22 protein-coding genes are annotated in these 17,066 nt (G+C 52.9%); 9 read left to right on the top strand and 13 right to left on the bottom strand.

Features of this window, described 5'->3' with window-relative positions:
- Positions 1–19 precede the first annotated feature (19 nt).
- The 5 genes from Cop2CBH44_RS10095 to Cop2CBH44_RS10115 form a co-directional block, all read right to left on the bottom strand.
- Positions 20–322, bottom strand: coding sequence for a DUF4134 domain-containing protein (locus tag Cop2CBH44_RS10095; protein ID WP_004319158.1), 303 nt, complete (start codon positions 320–322; stop codon positions 20–22).
- Between the two features lie 145 nt (positions 323–467).
- The gene (locus tag Cop2CBH44_RS10100) at positions 468–1,208 is read right to left on the bottom strand and encodes a hypothetical protein (RefSeq protein ID WP_200754743.1); all 741 of its coding nucleotides are present in this window, start codon (positions 1,206–1,208) and stop codon (positions 468–470) included.
- Entirely contained in the window at positions 1,205–1,624 is a 420-nt protein-coding gene (locus Cop2CBH44_RS10105; RefSeq protein WP_118576827.1) for a DUF3408 domain-containing protein, read from the bottom strand. The genes Cop2CBH44_RS10100 and Cop2CBH44_RS10105 overlap by 4 nt, the downstream gene beginning before the upstream one ends.
- 43 nt (positions 1,625–1,667) lie before the next feature.
- Complete coding sequence (locus Cop2CBH44_RS10110; protein ID WP_200754744.1) at positions 1,668–2,090, bottom strand: DUF3408 domain-containing protein; 423 nt, start codon at positions 2,088–2,090, stop codon at positions 1,668–1,670.
- Positions 2,091–2,096: 6 nt separating this feature from the next.
- Positions 2,097–2,849: a ParA family protein gene (locus tag Cop2CBH44_RS10115; RefSeq protein WP_007559008.1), complete on the bottom strand. Its 753-nt coding sequence runs from the start codon at positions 2,847–2,849 to the stop codon at positions 2,097–2,099.
- 703 nt (positions 2,850–3,552) lie between these two features.
- On the opposite strand from Cop2CBH44_RS10115, the gene mobA reads away from it, so the two are divergent.
- From mobA to mobC, 3 genes are read left to right on the top strand one after another with little or no spacing between them, the layout of a single operon-like run.
- Complete coding sequence (gene mobA / locus Cop2CBH44_RS10120; protein ID WP_018697070.1) at positions 3,553–3,975, top strand: conjugal transfer protein MobA; 423 nt, start codon at positions 3,553–3,555, stop codon at positions 3,973–3,975.
- Complete coding sequence (gene mobB, locus Cop2CBH44_RS10125; protein WP_200754745.1) at positions 3,969–5,114, top strand: conjugal transfer protein MobB; 1,146 nt, start codon at positions 3,969–3,971, stop codon at positions 5,112–5,114. The genes mobA and mobB overlap by 7 nt, the downstream gene beginning before the upstream one ends.
- Positions 5,115–5,151: 37 nt before the next feature.
- On the top strand, positions 5,152–7,161 hold the full coding sequence (gene mobC, locus Cop2CBH44_RS10130) for a conjugal transfer protein MobC (protein WP_200754746.1): 2,010 nt from the start codon (positions 5,152–5,154) through the stop codon (positions 7,159–7,161).
- 100 nt (positions 7,162–7,261) lie between these two features.
- Here mobC and Cop2CBH44_RS10135 read toward each other — a convergent pair whose 3' ends face one another.
- On the bottom strand, positions 7,262–7,597 hold the full coding sequence (locus Cop2CBH44_RS10135; protein ID WP_200754747.1) for a WG repeat-containing protein: 336 nt from the start codon (positions 7,595–7,597) through the stop codon (positions 7,262–7,264).
- A 50-nt stretch (positions 7,598–7,647) separates the two neighbouring features.
- On the bottom strand, positions 7,648–8,064 hold the full coding sequence (locus tag Cop2CBH44_RS10140) for a hypothetical protein (RefSeq protein WP_246469109.1): 417 nt from the start codon (positions 8,062–8,064) through the stop codon (positions 7,648–7,650).
- Positions 8,065–8,178: 114 nt separating this feature from the next.
- Here Cop2CBH44_RS10140 and Cop2CBH44_RS10145 point away from each other — a divergent pair, with 114 nt between their 5' ends.
- From Cop2CBH44_RS10145 to Cop2CBH44_RS10155, 3 genes are read left to right on the top strand one after another with little or no spacing between them, the layout of a single operon-like run.
- The gene (locus tag Cop2CBH44_RS10145) at positions 8,179–8,787 is read left to right on the top strand and encodes a DUF4948 family protein (protein WP_200754748.1); all 609 of its coding nucleotides are present in this window, start codon (positions 8,179–8,181) and stop codon (positions 8,785–8,787) included.
- A gap of 16 nt (positions 8,788–8,803) precedes the next feature.
- On the top strand, positions 8,804–9,085 hold the full coding sequence (locus tag Cop2CBH44_RS10150; RefSeq protein WP_032558176.1) for an immunity 17 family protein: 282 nt from the start codon (positions 8,804–8,806) through the stop codon (positions 9,083–9,085).
- 4 nt (positions 9,086–9,089) lie between these two features.
- Positions 9,090–9,485 carry a hypothetical protein gene (locus Cop2CBH44_RS10155; RefSeq protein WP_200754749.1) on the top strand — a complete coding sequence of 132 codons (396 nt, stop codon included), beginning with the start codon at positions 9,090–9,092 and terminating at the stop codon, positions 9,483–9,485.
- On the opposite strand, the gene Cop2CBH44_RS10160 is transcribed toward Cop2CBH44_RS10155, so the two are convergent.
- The 6 genes from Cop2CBH44_RS10160 to Cop2CBH44_RS10185 form a co-directional block, all read right to left on the bottom strand.
- Entirely contained in the window at positions 9,469–9,885 is a 417-nt protein-coding gene (locus Cop2CBH44_RS10160; RefSeq protein WP_032558168.1) for a hypothetical protein, read from the bottom strand. The two genes, Cop2CBH44_RS10155 and Cop2CBH44_RS10160, sit on opposite strands and share 17 nt — an antisense overlap.
- A gap of 13 nt (positions 9,886–9,898) precedes the next feature.
- Positions 9,899–10,384: a hypothetical protein gene (locus Cop2CBH44_RS10165; protein WP_230584056.1), complete on the bottom strand. Its 486-nt coding sequence runs from the start codon at positions 10,382–10,384 to the stop codon at positions 9,899–9,901.
- The gene (locus Cop2CBH44_RS10170) at positions 10,381–10,824 is read right to left on the bottom strand and encodes a hypothetical protein (RefSeq protein WP_032558167.1); all 444 of its coding nucleotides are present in this window, start codon (positions 10,822–10,824) and stop codon (positions 10,381–10,383) included. The genes Cop2CBH44_RS10165 and Cop2CBH44_RS10170 overlap by 4 nt, the downstream gene beginning before the upstream one ends.
- Positions 10,825–10,898: 74 nt before the next feature.
- On the bottom strand, positions 10,899–11,639 hold the full coding sequence (locus Cop2CBH44_RS10175; RefSeq protein WP_200754750.1) for a toxin-antitoxin system YwqK family antitoxin: 741 nt from the start codon (positions 11,637–11,639) through the stop codon (positions 10,899–10,901).
- A 65-nt stretch (positions 11,640–11,704) separates the two neighbouring features.
- Positions 11,705–12,823 (bottom strand): tyrosine-type recombinase/integrase, encoded by a 1,119-nt coding sequence (locus Cop2CBH44_RS10180; protein WP_118067017.1) that lies wholly within the window; start codon positions 12,821–12,823, stop codon positions 11,705–11,707.
- Positions 12,824–12,881: 58 nt separating this feature from the next.
- Complete coding sequence (locus Cop2CBH44_RS10185; RefSeq protein ID WP_200754751.1) at positions 12,882–13,049, bottom strand: hypothetical protein; 168 nt, start codon at positions 13,047–13,049, stop codon at positions 12,882–12,884.
- Between the two features lie 87 nt (positions 13,050–13,136).
- On the opposite strand from Cop2CBH44_RS10185, the gene Cop2CBH44_RS10190 reads away from it, so the two are divergent.
- Genes Cop2CBH44_RS10190 through Cop2CBH44_RS10200 form a run of 3 tightly spaced genes read left to right on the top strand, consistent with a single transcriptional unit; the run spans position 13,137 to position 16,928 of the window.
- Positions 13,137–14,594 (top strand): DUF3945 domain-containing protein, encoded by a 1,458-nt coding sequence (locus Cop2CBH44_RS10190; RefSeq protein WP_074783785.1) that lies wholly within the window; start codon positions 13,137–13,139, stop codon positions 14,592–14,594.
- A gap of 3 nt (positions 14,595–14,597) precedes the next feature.
- Positions 14,598–14,813: a hypothetical protein gene (locus Cop2CBH44_RS10195; protein WP_070782539.1), complete on the top strand. Its 216-nt coding sequence runs from the start codon at positions 14,598–14,600 to the stop codon at positions 14,811–14,813.
- A 15-nt stretch (positions 14,814–14,828) separates the two neighbouring features.
- Entirely contained in the window at positions 14,829–16,928 is a 2,100-nt protein-coding gene (locus tag Cop2CBH44_RS10200; RefSeq protein WP_200754752.1) for a type IA DNA topoisomerase, read from the top strand.
- Positions 16,929–17,066 lie beyond the last annotated feature (138 nt).

Consider the following 17,066-nt stretch of genomic DNA (forward strand, 5'->3'; position numbering starts at 1 on the left):
ATTTGCATGACAGGTTGGACTACAAGAAGAAAGAGCGTAGGATCGTCGCGGCGACAATCAGGAAAATACACGCGCCGAACCAGCTCGCGGCGGTCTTCGACGTGTCGGGGTCGCCGCTCGAAAACTTGTTATAGACCTTGATGCCCCCGATAAGGCCGACCACAGCCCCCACAGCGTACACGAGTTTCGTGCCGGGGTCGAAGTAACTGGTTACCATGTTGGTAGCCTCCGTAATGCCGGCGATGCCGTTGCCCTGCGCGAAAGCGGAGGAGATGGCGGCAAAGAGAAATGCCGCCGGAAGAAGAATCTTGTTCTTTCTCATAACTCGATAATGTTTGAATTGTGGCGCGGGGATGGATAGGCCCCGCACCGGGTTAAACTTCTTGATTCGTTTTTTTTCAGTGGTTCGAGGATAGCCTCACGCGCTACCCGTAGTCTTTTTCTTTCATCGTGATGTCATTATGGGGTTAAACAAACTCACGGACGTCGAAACCCGTGGGAACCGAACCCTGCGGAGATGGGCTTTCCGCAGACCTCTCGGACATACGCCGGTGAAAGGCCGAGAGGTAGGTGTCGATCAGGGATTTTACTCTGTCGTTCCCGTCGGGGCGGCCCGAAACGATGACCTCGAACATGTCGGTCTGTTTCAGGCCCAGGAGGACACGTCCCGTTTCCTCCCTTTGCTCGTCTGTTGAAGGTGGATCGTGTACCACGTGGCGGTAGGCTTCGCCCATCTGTTCAAAACTAACCCCCTGGGCAAGCGAGCGGCCCAAAAGGGGCAGCTCTTCGGTGTCGTCTTCATCCTCGTCATAATCCGGCTCCTCCGCGTCCGCATCCGGGAAAGATTCATCGTACAGCGGAAAGTCGATTTCCAGAGGTTCGTTAGGCTCCCCCTCGGGAGCGACACCGAACACTTCATCCAAGTCTTCCGGCGGAATCTGCCGGGGGTGTTCGGGTACATTCGTGGGCACAAATATATCGGCTTTTTCCGTAACTTTTTCAGTTTCAGATTCTACGGCAGCTTGTGGCCGGGAGTGGCGCGGGTCGAGGACAAAGCGGCTCCTGCCGATGATCTCCTGCCGGCAGGGAGTGCCTTCGGCAACGATCCCGTCTGCCGGTTCGTTACGTTCCATCCGCCGCAGGCGGAAAAACGCCCACAAGGCATACCCCACGGCAAAGAGGGGCAGCAGCCACAACGCCCCGTTCATCGCTCCTCCGCTTTGGGTTGCCGGGAGGCCACGGCCTCACGCTCCTCGAAAAGCCGCTCGATGGTTTCCCGGTTATCGTCCAGGTGCGCCTTGAGAACCTTGTCCACGTAGGCCGTGATCGTCACGTCGCCACGACCGATGACACGGGTGATCTCGCGGATACGCTCGTGATACGACGGACGTATCTTCACGTGCTTGTTACCGGCGAAAGGCAGCCGCAGCAGGCAGATGTAACGGGCCAGATACTCGGTCTCGGGGGTGGGGACAGTCCCCACGGCGACCTCCCCCGAAGGGCCGTCGGGGACGATAAGGGTTTTCATCCTGCGCCGGTAGCGGCACACGCGGAAGATGAAGGGCACGGCGACGCAAAGGACGGCCGCCAGGATAACAGATAAAATAATTGCTTTGTCTGACATGATGGATTGTTTTTAATGGATTGTAAAAATATTGGGTTCATAACTAAAAAATATCGGAGTTCCGTTTCTTGTAGAGTTCCGAAATTTCCTCCTGATAGGTCGCGAAATGCTGCTCCAGCACATTGTCCAGGTAGCTATACAGCGAGAGTTCGTTCTTACCGATAACCTGCACTATCCGGGTTATACGCTCGTGAAACTCCTTGCGGATATACACCGTTTTGCCGCTTCGGGTATTGGAGGGGGCGTTCCGGATAAAAAGACGCTCGTAATCCTGGCCTTTCCCTCTTCGGCGGCGTCCCTCCTCTTTCGTAGCCGGCGAGGAGGCGGCCTCGCCGGACGGTTCCGATAGAGCCGATGCCTCCTCCTCTTTTTCCGGCGTGTAAGGATGTAATGGCCGGTTTCGGCTTTTGGCCTGGCTGATGATGAAGGAAGCATCCAAACCGTCGTCATATTCTTTTCCGCTCATGAGATCCTACTTTAACAGTTCGATCAATTCATCCACGAGTTTATCCAGGTTGCTGCCCCGGATCAAAGAACGGTCTGCCGGGAAGAGCGTGGAGCGGAAGACAGAGCGACGGCTGGCGTTCTGCTCACGACGAAAACGCTTGGTGTCAGGCAGGAAGGTCTTCAGAACAGGAAGATCCAACTCTTTCATTACCGCCTCGTAAACCTGATATAATTCTGTCTTTTCACGTCCGTCCACCATGTTCCATAGCATATACAGCCCTTTCATCCGGGACTTCTCGCGGCCCATGATATGCTCCTTTACCACAACCGCGTAATTCAGGGTGCTTTCCATGACAACCCGGTCGGCACTGATCGGGGCGACGAGATAATCCATTCCGGCCAGGGAATGAATCAGATCCTCGTTATTGATCGTACCGGGAAGGTCGAAGAACACATAATCGAAATCACCTTGCGGCAGGAGGTAGTCGGCATCGGCCAACGCCTCTTTCGTGTTGCTTTCCACGACAGGATAGGCTTTCTTTTGAAGCCGGGTGAATTGTTCGTAAGCTAACCTCTTGTAATGTTCGTCTTCGAGGGCAAGCTTCAGGTCACGTTCCCGCATCTCCACGATGGAGTGTTGGGGATAATCGCAGTCGATGACCGCGACATTGAAACCCTTTACATAGTGCAGGTAAGAGGCTGCCAGCACCGTGAGGGTGGTTTTGCCCGCTCCGCCTTTCTGGGTGGAGAAGGCCACGAATTTCGTTTTCTCTTTCATTGTTCCATGCGTTTTTAGTTATACAATCGGGTAATCGTTCATCTCTTCACGTATCCGGGCAAGTGACGGCATGAGATTTTATGCAGGTATGCCGGCACGCATATATGCTGGTGCGCTGGCAGGCTGTTACGCCGGTATGCCGGTGCATGGGCGCGTGTCCGATTTTATACTCATGCGCAACCGCATTTGCTTATCCGGACAAAGACCCGCTTTTTCCTCTGCACACGATGTTTTCTGCATCCGTCCGCACGTGTGCGGACAGGGGGATGTGTCATTGCCCGTATCCGTTCTCACGTGCAAAGTAAACCCTTAAAAACACGGGTTGTATGCTCTTTTTCCGCTATGGCCGCGTGTGGCGTCAAAGTGGACGCAAGTGGCGTAATCGCTTGTAGTACAAGCAATTGAATAGGTCGGTATCTTTGCCTCGTGAACGATCCCGACGCTAATGAAGCCGTCCTTGCCCCGTTTTACGGCGGCTCTTTCAATGTTCTGTCCGCGAGCGGGCAGAAAGTATTTGCAAAGGGCAAATAGCAAGCTGTGTTTTCTGCTGCACGATTCTCGTTTTGCAGCAGAAAACAGCTTGCCCGCAAGGGGGAGAAAGCACCTCCGGAGTCGGTGCTTTTCAGAAGGGCGGCAAGCCGCGAAGGGATCGGAATTTTCAGGAACCGGTGGGGCCCTGGCCTCTCCTTAAAATTTCGATGCGATGGAAAAGAACAGAAAGCCCCGAGGGGGCAAAGGGGGACGACCCGCGAAAAACGACCCGGCCGTTTACCGCTTTTCGGTAAACTTTTCAGCCGTGGAACATGCCCGTTTCCTCGACCTTTACGAGCAGTCCGGGCTATTGTCCAAAGCCGCTTTTATCAAAGCGAGAGTGTTCAACGAGGCGTTCCGGGTGGTAAAGACCGACCGGGGAACGCTCGAATACGTGGCGAAGCTGACCGCTTTCCACGCCCAATTCCGTGCCGTGGGAACGAATTACAACCAGGTGGTGAAGGAGCTGCACGCGCATTTTTCCGAGAAGAAAACACTCGCGCTGCTCTATAAACTGGAGAGAGCGACACGTGAACTGGCGGCCGTCGGGCAGCAGGTCGTGTCGCTCTCCGAAGAGTTCAGACAGCGATGGTAGCCAATATCACCACCGGAAAAGACGTGTACGGCGCGCTGGCGTACAACCAGGAGAAAGTCGATCGGGGCGACGGGAAGGTACTGCTGACCCACATCGTGAGGGAGCCGGCGGATGGGCGCTTCAACGTGGCCGCGACGGCAGAAGACCTCCTGCGCTGGATGCCCTCGCACTACCGGACGGAAAAACCCGTCGTGCACGTATCGCTCAACCCGGCTCCCGAAGACCGCCTCGACGACGGGCAACTCGCGGAGATAGCCGGGGCCTACATGGAGCGCATGGGCTGGGGAGGACAACCTTATATCGTATTCAAGCATACCGACATCGGACGGGAACATATCCATATCGTGTCGGTGCAGGTGGCCCAGGACGGGCGCAAGATAAACGACAGCAGGCGCAACGAACGCAGCGTGGCCGTTACCGAGGAACTGGAACGGGAGTACGGACTGCATCCCGCCAAAGGGAGAAGGCGGGAGAAAGGGCAAGGGATCGTCCCCGCCGATTACACGCGGGGCGACCTGAAACGCCAGGTGGCAGCGGTAATAAAACCGGCCGTGGCGACATACCGCTTCCAGACCCTCGGCGAGTTCCGGGCATTGCTGTCCTTATATAATATAGGTATAGAGGAAGTCCGGGGAGAGCGGAACGGAACCCCCTACCGGGGATTGCTCTACACGCTGCTGGACGAGAACGGGGACAAGGCAGTGGCCGCGCCGCTCAAATCCTCACTGTTCGGTAAAGAGGTCGGGTATGACGGGCTGGAACGGCACATGGCGCGCAGCGCCGAACGGTTCGGAAAGGACGACACGAGGAGGCAAATCCGTGGCCGGGTCGATAAAGCGCTTCGGGGAGAACCCACGGAGGAAGAACTGCGCGAACGCCTGCGGGGAGCCCGGGTGGATCTCTACATACGACGCAACGAAAACGGCCGCATCGTGGGTGTGACCTTCATTGACCACGAAACACGGACGGTCGTGAACGGATCACGGCTGGGAAAGGCATACTCGGCCAACGCCTTCGAGCTGCGCTTCGGCGGAAAACGGAATCCCGGGGAAAACACGAGGGACTTGTCCCCGAAACAAGCGCCTGCCGGACGGAACGGGCAACGGAAGCGGAATACCTCACGACGGAGGAAAGTATAACATCTCAATTATCATTCATTTATTAAATCTTACGGTTATGCAACAGGAAGACGACCTTCGGGGTCTTGCAAAAACAATGGATTTCATGCGGGCATTGAGTATCTTGTTCGTGGTTATCAACATCTACTGGTTCTGCTACGGGCAGATACGGGAATGGGGAATCAATATCGGCGTGGTCGATAGGATTCTGCTGAACTTCGACCGCACCGCGGGGCTGTTCCGGAATATACTATGGACGAAACTTTTCGCCGTCGTGTTCCTCGCCCTTTCATGCCTCGGGACAAAAGGAGTAAAAGAGGAGAAAATTACCTGGCGGAAAATCACGGCATCGCTGGCCACGGGAGGCGTGCTGTTCTTCTTCAACTGGTGGCTGCTGGACTTGCCGCTGACGGCAACGGCGAACGCGGCTTTCTACATACTGACCCTATCGGCCGGGTATATCTGCCTCTTGATGGGCGGCGTGTGGATGTCCCGCCTGCTGAAAAACAATCTCATGGATGACCCTTTCAACAACGAGAACGAATCATTCCAGCAGGAAACACGCCTGATCGAGAACGAGTACTCCATAAATCTGCCGACGAAATTTTACTATAACAAACAGTGGAACAACGGGTTCGCCAATGTCGTAAACCCGCAAAGGGCTTGCATCTGCATGGGAAGCCCGGGCAGCGGGAAGAGTTATTGTATTGTAAACCAGTTTATTAAACAGCAAATCGAAAAGGGCTATACCCAATACATCTATGACTACAAGTTTCCCGATCTTTCGGAAATCGCCTACAACCACCTGCTGAATCACCAGAAAGGTTACAAGAAAATCCCGACTTTCTACGTCATAAATTTCGACGACCCGCGCCACTCGCACCGCTGTAACCCCATTCACCCGGACTTCATGACCGATATTTCGGACGCCTACGAGAGCGCCTATACCATCATGCTCAACCTGAACCGAAGCTGGGTGCAGAAGCAGGGCGATTTTTTTGTGGAAAGCCCCATTATCCTTTTCGCGGCCGTGATCTGGTTCCTGCGCATCTACGACAACGGGCGGTATTGTACCTTCCCGCACGCCATCGAGTTCCTGAACAAGCGGTACGAGGATATTTTCCCGATTCTGACATCCTACCCGGAACTCGAAAACTACCTCAGCCCCTTTATGGATGCCTGGCTCGGAGGCGCTCAAGACCAGCTCCAGGGCCAGATAGCATCGGCCAAAATTCCGCTTTCCCGCATGATTTCGCCCCAGCTATATTGGGTCATGTCGGGCGATGACTTTACGCTCGACATCAACAACCCGGACGATCCCAAGATACTCTGCGTGGGGAACAACCCCGACAGGCAAAACATTTACGGAGCGGCTTTGGGATTGTATAATTCCCGGATTGTCAAGCTCATAAATAAGAAAGGGCAGCTCAAATCGGGCATCATCATCGACGAGCTGCCGACAATCTACTTCAAGGGACTCGACAACCTGATCGCCACGGCCAGAAGCAACAAGGTCGCCGTGCTGCTGTGCTTCCAGGATTTTTCACAGTTGAAGAGGGATTACGGGGACAAGGAGGCCGCCGTCGTGATGAACACGGTGGGCAACATCTTCTCCGGGCAGGTCGTTGGCGAAACGGCCAAGACACTCTCGGAGCGGTTCGGTAAAGTATTGCAGAAGCGGCAGAGCATGACGTTGAGCCGCAGCGACAAATCGACATCCATATCCACGCAGCTGGACAGCCTGATCCCGGCCTCGAAGATCTCGACACTCACGCAGGGAATGTTCGTCGGGGCCGTGGCGGACAACTTCGACGAGCGAATCGAACAGAAGATTTTCCATTGTGAGATTGTCGTGGACAACGAAAAAGTGAAAGCGGAAACAGCCCGGTACAAGAAGATACCACAAATTACCGACTTCACGGACGAGAACGGGACGGATCACATGAAACAGGTCGTGCAGGAAAACTACGAACGTATCAAGGCAGAGGCCGGCCGCATCGTCGCCGAGGAACTGGAACGTATCAAGAACGACCCGGTGCTTTGCAAGCTCCTGCCGGAACAGAACTAAATGAACACAAACACCCCGCAAACAACCTCCGTGACCTTAACGGGGGCTGTTTCCTGGTTTTATAACCGTAAAACAAGCGAAAATATGGTATTTGAACTATCTATTCCATTCTATTTCCAGCCTTGTCGATATAATACCATTCGTCGCTTTCCCAATAGTGATATTCTCCGTCCGAACCCGGCACTTCTTTCATCTCTCCCTTGTCGGTTACTTTTGCCTTGCCGTTCTCGAATGGGAAGCCGAAGGCGAAGCGGGGCTTGATGACCGTTCTGCCGCTTTCGTCCGCGTACCCGATACGCCCTCGCTTGTCCACGATACGGTACAATCCCTCGCTGACATAATCGTCGCCATTGTCACATTGAAACACGCTGTAGTGTTTCATGGAACTGCAACCGCATAATAACATTATCGCAATTATCGTTAGAATTTTGCTCATTGTCTAAATTTTAAAATATCAGAACCATAAACTATTACCATTCTTCCCGCTCATTGATACACAAAAAAAAGCCAATAGGCTATGCCCAAATTAATCAGAAACAGACCAAGCGGCAATAGTAACTGAAGCCAGAAATAGTTTTTATCCTTTCTTTCAGGATAAAGGCGGTAATAGGCACGCTCCCGCGCTTTGGTAAAGTACTTCTTTTCAATCTTTGAATACACCTCTACTGCTGCCCAGACCAAGCCGACAGACAAAGCTGACGGCAGCCACAACGGTATTACCCAATATAGGAATCTTATTATAAGAAGCGAAGGGACAACAGCGAAAACCCACAAGAAGATAGCATCCAACGGCATAAACCACCTGTTGTGGATGCGTCGTATGCGACCCGCATAATACAGGTAGTCTATTATACTGAACTTATATTTCCGTCTGAAACCCATCTTCGCTTTTCGTTTTCGCAAAAATACTGTTTTTGCGGCAGACAAAGGACATCCGGCACATTGTTTTTCGGCATAACGTGGTGATTGAGTGGACGAAAAACATTATTTTTGCGTTCGGAATCACGATTATCAGCTATGGCGAGTAGATTTCTGCAAGTATTATTGCCGGCAACTGTAGTGGCTTTCATTGCCGTAGGGTGTGGCAACAGAGGTTTCAATCCTCCGTCTGACGAGGATATGATTCATAATTTCTATGCCCATGAAGATGCGTTTAATGAAATAACCGAAATTCTGTTGAATTGCCCGTATGGCGACATTTACCCTTCGTTCTATCCAATCGGGAGCGCAACGGATTCATTGTGTTTGTCAAGTCTTGGCAATGAAAAATGCACGCGTCTTGATTCCCTGCTTGCATCGGTGGGAGGTAAGAGAGTGTATTTCAAAAGCCGGCATACCTTGTGGCAGATTGAACATGGCGATTTCAGCTCAATTCCTCCCATTGAGGAACTGCCCGACACCATTGTTCCAAGCATCTCTATCATTTACTATTCTGCCGGTTGGTCTGTCGGGCCGAGCGTGGACAAGCAGTATGCTTACAGGCTCGCAGAGGATTCAACTTATGCGGTCGATTGGGAACTGAACGACCTGATTGAGCTTGTTAGGAATGATCCGGATTCACCGGGCGGTATGGCATCAAGACACATTAAGGGCGATTGGTATATTGAATTATGTTATGACAAATGATAATTATGTAATGAATATGACAGTTACCGATATATACGAAGCTATGAACAGCAAGGCGGAAGCGTTTTTCGAGTGGTTGCAGGCTCATCCGAAATACGGGCTGCTGTTTGCTGCCGGACTGCTTGCCGTGTGGCTTGCAGGATTGCTGCTCCGTTGGAAATGGGCGTGTCATTGGCAATTTAACAGCTCGCTGTGGTTCTTTGACGATTGCAAGCCTGAAACACGCCGCAAGGTTCAAATGGTATTGGTCGGCATGGCGATAATTGCCTGCCTGACGATGTTTTTTGCTTGGAAATAACGGTATGGGAAAGGACAATCGGAAATACCGGTTCTGCTTCATCGACTATATGTGGTATGTAGCCGAAAAATGGAGCGATCGAGAGCATAGCAATCTCAATGGGAGAATGTTGCTTTTCCTATGCTGGCTGTTTGCCATAACCATACCGCTTGGAATACCGTTGATGTTTCGCTTTTTCAGTTGGATTGTCGCCCTTGTCATCGTAATGTTGTTCTGCCTTCTGCCCTCCATATTCTGCAAGCTCCGTTACACAGCCGGACATCGGAAAGTGATCAGTGAACATTACCGGAATATGAAACATATTGGCAGGAGACTTGCTGAAATTCTTCTTATCTCCATCGCACTGGCTGTGGGGAATGCCGTACTGATGTTTTACCTCGGATTTATATATAGGGCATGACAAAGCCTGCCGCTACCGCCACTGCAATGACAACGGCATAGTACACCGCTATCGCCTTTTTCCAGTACAAGTAACGCAAATCAAGTTCTTCCCGGACTTCCATTCTCCAATCAGAAGGTTTGAACTGAAATCCGGAAGTGCACCATGCAGCGACAACCGCCCATCCAATCAGTATGCCGGTAACGATTTTATGACCGGTACTCGGTTCGTCTTTTAATGTAAGTAATGCCACCAAAATTAAAGAGAGGTAGGGAAGCCCGATTATCCCGACAGCCCGACGTTCCACCCAATCATGCACGCCTTTCTTTCGCAGCATATCGTAAGCGAGGATGTATGCGGTTTTATGTATCATCGCAATCATATGGAAAAAATCATGTCGCCTTATCCTTGCCTTTTTCATGCTTGTGTCCATATTAAAAATCCATATCCTCCGTCCATTCCAGTCCGCTCTCTACTGGCATTGTCTTATCGGAAAAAGCGGGAAACACAATGTTCGCCGCCACCACCATAGCCACGATAACTGCCCAATAGACCACTATTGCCCGTTTCCAGTAACGGGGACGCTCACGAAGTTCCTGCCGGACTTCCTTGCATATCTTCTTGTCATCAAAAAATCCCAGAGGGATGGCTGACAGCAGCACCGCCAGACCCGCCAGACCGTAGCAGACAACCTTTTGTGGCACGTTTACCAGATGTACATACCCGTCTTGTCCCCTTGCCGCCAGAAATGTGCCGGCCAACAGGACGAATTCCGGGAGGATGCTCAGGAAGTATATTCCGGCAGCTAATGCTTTTCGCTTCCTTCTATTGTTCCATTCCGTAAAATACGCGTATGGAATTTTGTGCAACATCACCAATACGCGGAAAAATCGGCTGAAAATGTTTCTTTTATTTGTCATTTGAGTATTTCAGTTATCCATTTCAGTGCAGTTCCTAATAAAACCATTGCAGGAATAAACAACAAACAGATGGAGAAAAAGAACAAGTTACGCCGGAAGGGACTGAACTTGCGCCCCGCATAATGCTGCATGACCGCTTTCCGCCGGGAAGGCGGGTATATTTTGTTGAACAGACGGTCTGTCATGAAGACAGAAACGGAGAACACGATTAGAAGAACGGCTCCAAACACCTCGAATGCCAAGCCATCAAGAAAATGACCTGCTATGGTCAGAACCGGCATGAATATAAAAAGCGTGATACAGGCCCACAGCATATCACTCCCACGGGGTTGTTTGAAACTGACCTTGTGATAATGCTCCCATGTTATTTCTCCCAACCAGAACAGATAGTCGAAGAAATAATAATGTCGTTCTTGCTCCTTATATTCCTGTTTCTTCATTTAAGATTATCGTGAATGGTCTAACTCGATGTACAAGTCAAAAGTAGTGTTATGATGACTGTCTTCATTTCAGTTTAAGCCCCACCCTCACCATGCCATGTGCAGGTTTGGGTATTATCTTGGTGGTTATGCTGTATCCATTGCCCCGATTTCTCACCGTCGGTGTATTGTCCCTCAATGGTTATATAGGGTTTGCCCTCCCATGTTGATTCCACACGATACGAACCGTCGAGTTTTCCATTACGGTAGTGGCGTGTAGTCTTGCTGCGTATTGCGCGGCCGTCCTCGAAGATTTCCCATTCCTCGCCATCTTTTTCCCCGTCGATATAATGAGATTCAAAAATCTGCTCACCCGTCTTGTTGGCAAAGCGGCGTTCCCGTCCGTTCTCCACACTCTGCCTGTATTCTTTTTCAATCTCTATTTTTCCGTTACGGAAATAGGTCTTTACAGTTCCGTCTATCTTGCCTTGCAGCATGGGTGTTTCCTTTCGGGGAGTAACGCCGTCTTGGTAGTATTCCGTGAATGTACCGTTACGCTTGCCCTTGACATATATGCCCGACTCACGCAATACCCCGTCACGGTAACGACGATAGTCACCGTTTATCATGCCGTCTGAAAGTTTCACGTGTTCCTCGTCAAGTCCTCGTATAATGCGATATTTTCCCTGCAACGGCCGTTTACTGTCTTTTTTATAATATACCGTGCGCCGTGCGTTATCCGTTATAGTCTGTAAATCGTTCCATTCTACTATTTGTTGTGCGGAAGCCGTGCCACACAATAGCAAAAAGAGGTATAGTGTTAATATTCTATTCATTGTATTTTTTTCGAGGTTGATAATGTTATACTATCAGCCGATTTGGCTGTTATTTTCTTTAAGTATCAGACCTCGTCTTCCTCCATCAACAGATCGTCCAACGGGCTTTTGATATTGCTTTTGAAAGTGTCGGCTATGTGGACATACCTTTCCGTTGTCTTGATGTTGTTATGTCCCATAAGCTCTTTCACAATCTTGATGTCGGTTCCTTGCTCCAGCAAGTGGGTGGCGAACGAATGGCGCAGCAGGTGCGGATAAATCCGTTTCGTGATTCCCGCTTCCCGGGCCGCTGCCTTCAGCCGTTTCGACACGATACTCTCGGTGAAAGGTTCTCCCGGTCTGTGTTCAAAAAGCCACACTTTCGGTTTGTATAGTCTGTTATATTCCGTCAGCTTTTTCATCAACGGTTTTGACAGCAGGGTGTAGCGGTCCTTCTTGCCCTTTCCTTGACGCACCCGTATCAGGGAGCGGGATTCGTTGATGTCGCCGGGTTTCAGTTCCAGCAGTTCGCTGATGCGCAACCCTGCGGAGTAGAGTATGGAGAACATACAGAAGAAACGCAGGTCTGTCACCGTCACGTCGAGTATTTTCTTTATTTCCTCCTTGCTCAACACGTCGGGCAGCGTCTTCTCCCGTTTGGCACGGTTCACCTTGTAACACCGCCGTTCCTGGCCGAGAACTTTCTCGTAATAGAACTTGATGGCGTTGATACGCTGGTTTTGCTGGCAGGAGGATATGTTTTTCTCGTGGATGAGATACAGCAGGTAGTCGTTTATCTCGCCGGGAGTAACCGTTTCAATCTTACGCCCCTCGAAATGCTGTTGGAAATCGCGGAAATAGGAGGTATATACCCTTACGGTATGGTCACTGTAACGCACTTGCTGAAGTTTTTCCAGATAGCCTTCCGGCAGTGGCGGTCGTTTGTCTTCCTCTTTACGGGGTGCGGTTTCCTTGATGGCAGAATAGTCTATAAACGCCATTTTCACATAGCGGTCGAAGAACTCGGCAAGCACGAAATTCTCTGCCGGCAGATAAGCTCTGCCACCGACAAGCAGTACGTTTTCTTCCTTCGACAGCGACAAGCGGATGTCATTGTCATTACCGAAAGTCACTTCGACAAATTCTCTCCCGTTTCTTACCACAGGAGAAAGTTTGATTTTGGGTTTTGGGGTATATATTTCCATGCCTCACGTTTTGTCGGATACTGAAACCCGTTTTTGCAAATTTATAAAAAAACACGGGTTATCCATGCGTTTTATTGACATTTAACAATAGATCCCGACTACCTGACAAATAAGGTGCGGAGCCACGAAAATACCCACTGCCAAATCCGTCCTTCCCGGCACTCCGTTTCTCCGATTTCCTCTGCCCTGCGCCACAAGCGGCCACTTCTGTGCCCGATGCTTCCATAGCCGTTCCAACTATTTTACGTTCAAGCCGTTCCCCTTACTTTCGTTCCCGCATCGCTATTGGTGCTAACTAAAAACACTCGTAATTATGGACGAAAACGTAAAGAACGACGCTAAACAAGTCATGCTCGTTCAGAATGCCGACGACGGACGACTGCAAGCCGTTACCGGCGTGGATCAGGACGGCAATATCCAGACCGCCGACCCCACGGATCAGAACGTGGCGAGCCTGCTGAACGTGAACACGCAGGATTCAGCCCTCGAAGCCTTCTTCAAAAAGTTCATGGAACAGGCCCAGAACCCCGTCCACACGGGTATCTTCGTCATGACGGAGAATGCCCTGAACAAACTTATCCGCATCGACTTCGACCCGGAGATTCTGGAAAATTACCGTATCGACCCCTCCGAACGGCTCCAGACGCAGGAGCAGCGGCAGTTCGAGCCGCTGGACGTCACGAAGATAGACCTGGCGGATATGGAGAAGAAAGGTATCCGCATGGAGGACATCGAGCCGCACCTGAAAGCCATGTCTTACGGACATAAATCCAACGGGCTGGTGGAGATGAACCCCGAACTGGAGAACGGGATGCGTGTTTCCACCAAAGGGCGCGTGTCGCTCGAAGAGCAGGCGGACGGCTCGCTGCGCGTCGTGCCGCATTACTGGCAGGAACGACCCGACCTCGACGCCCCCTTCCACGGGGTGCTGCTCGATGAGGAGGCGAAAACGAACCTGATGAACACCCGTCATGCCGGGAAAGTGATCGACCTGGAGCTGGAGCCGGGCAAGCTCACGCCCTGCTACGTATCGATAGACAAATGGACGAACACGCTGGAACCCATGCCCGTTTCGTTACTCGAAAAACGTGCCCGTATCAAGGAGGCCGACCTCTCGGAAGGCAAGCAGATGGATTTCTACGGCGGTGGCAAGGTGTTGCTCGAAGGATATACCACCCGCGCGGGTTATAAGCGGGATGCCTATATCCAAATCGACGCGGCCGAACGTAACTATTCCTTTACCTACGACGGTTTGGATCGCAACCGCTACGCCCAAGAGAACAAGGAGATTTACCGCCAGAAGGCCGCCGAGAAAAACGGACGGCAGGAAACGGCGGCCTCCGAACGACAGCCCACGCTCACGATTCACCGGACAATCCTCAAAGCCTCCGTGCCCAAAGAGGCTTATGACCAATGGACAGAAGCAGTGAACGACCCCTCCAAGCGGGCGGATGTCAAGGCTTTCTACATCAAGGGCATGGTCAAGGACGGGCAGGGTGAGCCGTTCAACGCTTGGGTCAAGCCCAACTTCGAGCGTAACAAGATGGACTTCTTCCGCTGGAATCCCGACCGTGCGAAACGGCAGGGGGCGGAGGTCAAACCCGCCGTTGAAAGCCGTACCCAGGTCGCCGTCAATTCCGAGGGCAAGACCGTCGAAGCGGTCAAAGGTGTGAAAGAGCCGCTCAAGCAGGGACAGCAGGAGGCCACCCCGGCGCAGAAGAAAAATTACCGCAGCAGCAAAAAGAGCAACTCCAAAGGTGTCAAGGTATAACGTATGAAATGGTTCTACATGCAGGCCGGAGCCATGCCGCTCCTGATCGCGGCGCTGGCTGCCTTGTACCTCCGGCCGGGTAAACGCAGCCCCCCGGAGGAGGCGGACGACGGACGGCTGTATTACGACGGGAACGGCAACCATGTCTATTACGACCGCCGGCTGATCGCCCGTCCGGAAAAAGAGAAAGAAGAAGAACAACAAGAAAACAACCACTGAAAAATCCGAATCATCATGCAAGTTATTATCGCAGAAAAGCCCTCGGTGGCGCGTGAGATCGCCGCCATCGTGGGAGCCACGAACCGTAAAGACGGTTTTATCGAGGGAAACGGCTACGCCGTAACCTGGGCCTTCGGCCACCTGGTCGGGCTGGCAATGCCCCAACAGTACGGCATCGCAGGTTTCCGCCGGGAAAACCTGCCTATCCTGCCATCATCGTTCATTCTCCTGCCCCGGCAGGTTCGGGAGGGTAAAGAGTATAAGGCCGACCCGGGTGTCGTGAAGCAGCTCGGTATTCTCCGGGAATTGTTCGGCATGGCCGAGCGCATCATCGTCGCGACCGACGCGGGGCGTGAAGGGGAGCTGATCTTCCGCTACATCTACTCTTACCTGGAATGCCGTACCCCTTTCGTGCGGTTATGGATCAGCAGCCTGACCGACCGGGCCATCCGCGAGGGGTTACAACACCTCCGCCCCGGCAACGAATACGACAACCTCTACCTCTCGGCCAAAGCCCGCAGCGAAGCCGACTGGATCGTCGGTATCAACGCCTCGCAAGCGCTTGCCGTGGCTGCCGGGCGGGGCGTCTGGTCGCTCGGACGGGTGCAGACCCCCACGCTGGCGATCATCTGCTCCCGTTACCTGGAGAACAAGGCGTTCAAGCCCGCCACCTATTTCCGGCTGAAGCTCTCCACGGCAAAGGAGGGCACGGAGTTCACCGTCCTCTCCACGGAGAAATTCGACGGCAGGGAGAAGGCGGAAGCAACCCGCGCCGAGGTTATCGGCGCCCGAACGGTACGCGTCGTGAACGTGGAGCGCAAGGAGGCCAGGGAACAGCCGCCTCTCTTGTACGACCTGACGACACTCCAGAAAGAGGCCAACAGCCGGTATGGTTTTTCGGCAGAAAAAACGCTCGACATCGCCCAGTCGCTTTACGAGAAGAAGTTCATCACTTATCCCCGTACCGGCTCACGCTATATATCGGAAGATGTGGCCGAGGAGATTCCGGCACTCATCGGGAACATGACACGCTATCCCCGTTTCGCGGAATACGCGGGCAGGATGGATACCGCATCTCTCTCCCGCCGAAGCGTGGACAACGAAAAGATCGCCGACCACCACGCGCTGCTTCCCACCGAGAACCTCCCTTCCGAACTGGATGCCGACCACCGCATCGTCTATGAGATGGTCGCGGGGCGGATGCTCGAAACCTTTTCCGGGGCCTGCGTGAAAGAAAACACTTCCCTTACCCTGCAAAGCGCGGGGCATGATTTCACGGCCCGCGGCAGTATCATGGTCGAGACGGGCTGGCGGGCCGTCCTGAATGAACCTGTCGAGGAGAAAGAGGAGGACATGACCCTCCTTCCCGACATCGTGCAAGGCGACGAGCTGCCCGTCAAAGGATGCGGCACGGAACAGAAACAGACCCGGCCGCGCCCCCTTCACACGGAATCGAGCCTGCTGGCGGCGATGGAAACCGCCGGACGCGAACTGTCCGACGAGGCCGAACGCGAGGCGATGAAGGATGCCGGCATCGGCACGCCCGCCACCCGTGCCGCCATCATCGAAACGCTCTTTGCCCGCGAGTATGTCAGGCGAGAGAAAAAGTCGCTTGTACCCACGGACAAGGGACTGGCCGTGTATGCCGTGGTCAGGGACAAGAAGATCGCCGATGTCGCCATGACGGGCGGCTGGGAACTGGCCCTCTCGAAGATCGCCACCGGGGAGATGGACGCCCCGACATTCCATCGCGGTATCGAGGTCTTCGCCTCGCAAATCGCCAAAGAACTGCTGGAAGCAAGAATCGATGGCGCGGAGAGTGACACAGCCTGCCCGCGTTGCGGCAGGCCCGTGGTGTTCTATCCCAAACTCGTCAAGTGCCAGAATCCCGATTGCGGCCTGACCGTATGGAGAACCGTGGCCCGCAAGGAGCTGACCGACAAGCAGCTCGCGGAACTGCTGACCAAAGGCAAAACCGGCACGATCCGGGGATTCGTCAAAAACGGCGGCGGGACGTTCGACGCGGCCCTCACGCTCGATGACCAGTTCAAGACCTCGTTCGTATTCGAGCCGCGCGATACTCCCAGGCAGGGAAAGAGGAACAGACGGAAATAATCGTTACCTTTGCCACTGGAAAAGACCTGTCATAACGAGATACGCTTGTTTGATAAGGATTTTTTCAGTGGTCGGCGCTTCGGGTGGGAACCCGGGGCGCCTTTCTCTTCCCCGATTATCAACGACCACTAAAAATTC

It is taken from the genome of Coprobacter secundus subsp. similis (assembly GCF_015097275.1).
Lineage (GTDB): Bacteria > Bacteroidota > Bacteroidia > Bacteroidales > Coprobacteraceae > Coprobacter > Coprobacter secundus.

Excerpts from the sequence above, each read along its gene's own strand:
- Cop2CBH44_RS10095 (WP_004319158.1), bottom strand. The coding sequence starts at position 322 with ATGAGAAAGAACAAGATTCTTCTTCCGGCGGCATTTCTCTTTGCCGCC.
- Cop2CBH44_RS10100 (WP_200754743.1), bottom strand. The coding sequence starts at position 1,208 with ATGAACGGGGCGTTGTGGCTGCTGCCCCTCTTTGCCGTGGGGTATGCC.
- Cop2CBH44_RS10105 (WP_118576827.1), bottom strand. The coding sequence starts at position 1,624 with ATGTCAGACAAAGCAATTATTTTATCTGTTATCCTGGCGGCCGTCCTT.
- Cop2CBH44_RS10110 (WP_200754744.1), bottom strand. The coding sequence starts at position 2,090 with ATGAGCGGAAAAGAATATGACGACGGTTTGGATGCTTCCTTCATCATC.
- Cop2CBH44_RS10115 (WP_007559008.1), bottom strand. The coding sequence starts at position 2,849 with ATGAAAGAGAAAACGAAATTCGTGGCCTTCTCCACCCAGAAAGGCGGA.
- mobA (WP_018697070.1), top strand. The coding sequence starts at position 3,553 with ATGGAAAAGAACAGAAAGCCCCGAGGGGGCAAAGGGGGACGACCCGCG.
- mobB (WP_200754745.1), top strand. The coding sequence starts at position 3,969 with ATGGTAGCCAATATCACCACCGGAAAAGACGTGTACGGCGCGCTGGCG.
- mobC (WP_200754746.1), top strand. The coding sequence starts at position 5,152 with ATGCAACAGGAAGACGACCTTCGGGGTCTTGCAAAAACAATGGATTTC.
- Cop2CBH44_RS10135 (WP_200754747.1), bottom strand. The coding sequence starts at position 7,597 with ATGAGCAAAATTCTAACGATAATTGCGATAATGTTATTATGCGGTTGC.
- Cop2CBH44_RS10145 (WP_200754748.1), top strand. The coding sequence starts at position 8,179 with ATGGCGAGTAGATTTCTGCAAGTATTATTGCCGGCAACTGTAGTGGCT.
- Cop2CBH44_RS10150 (WP_032558176.1), top strand. The coding sequence starts at position 8,804 with ATGACAGTTACCGATATATACGAAGCTATGAACAGCAAGGCGGAAGCG.
- Cop2CBH44_RS10155 (WP_200754749.1), top strand. The coding sequence starts at position 9,090 with ATGGGAAAGGACAATCGGAAATACCGGTTCTGCTTCATCGACTATATG.
- Cop2CBH44_RS10160 (WP_032558168.1), bottom strand. The coding sequence starts at position 9,885 with ATGAAAAAGGCAAGGATAAGGCGACATGATTTTTTCCATATGATTGCG.
- Cop2CBH44_RS10165 (WP_230584056.1), bottom strand. The coding sequence starts at position 10,384 with ATGACAAATAAAAGAAACATTTTCAGCCGATTTTTCCGCGTATTGGTG.
- Cop2CBH44_RS10170 (WP_032558167.1), bottom strand. The coding sequence starts at position 10,824 with ATGAAGAAACAGGAATATAAGGAGCAAGAACGACATTATTATTTCTTC.
- Cop2CBH44_RS10175 (WP_200754750.1), bottom strand. The coding sequence starts at position 11,639 with ATGAATAGAATATTAACACTATACCTCTTTTTGCTATTGTGTGGCACG.
- Cop2CBH44_RS10180 (WP_118067017.1), bottom strand. The coding sequence starts at position 12,823 with ATGGAAATATATACCCCAAAACCCAAAATCAAACTTTCTCCTGTGGTA.
- Cop2CBH44_RS10185 (WP_200754751.1), bottom strand. The coding sequence starts at position 13,049 with ATGGAAGCATCGGGCACAGAAGTGGCCGCTTGTGGCGCAGGGCAGAGG.
- Cop2CBH44_RS10190 (WP_074783785.1), top strand. The coding sequence starts at position 13,137 with ATGGACGAAAACGTAAAGAACGACGCTAAACAAGTCATGCTCGTTCAG.
- Cop2CBH44_RS10195 (WP_070782539.1), top strand. The coding sequence starts at position 14,598 with ATGAAATGGTTCTACATGCAGGCCGGAGCCATGCCGCTCCTGATCGCG.
- Cop2CBH44_RS10200 (WP_200754752.1), top strand. The coding sequence starts at position 14,829 with ATGCAAGTTATTATCGCAGAAAAGCCCTCGGTGGCGCGTGAGATCGCC.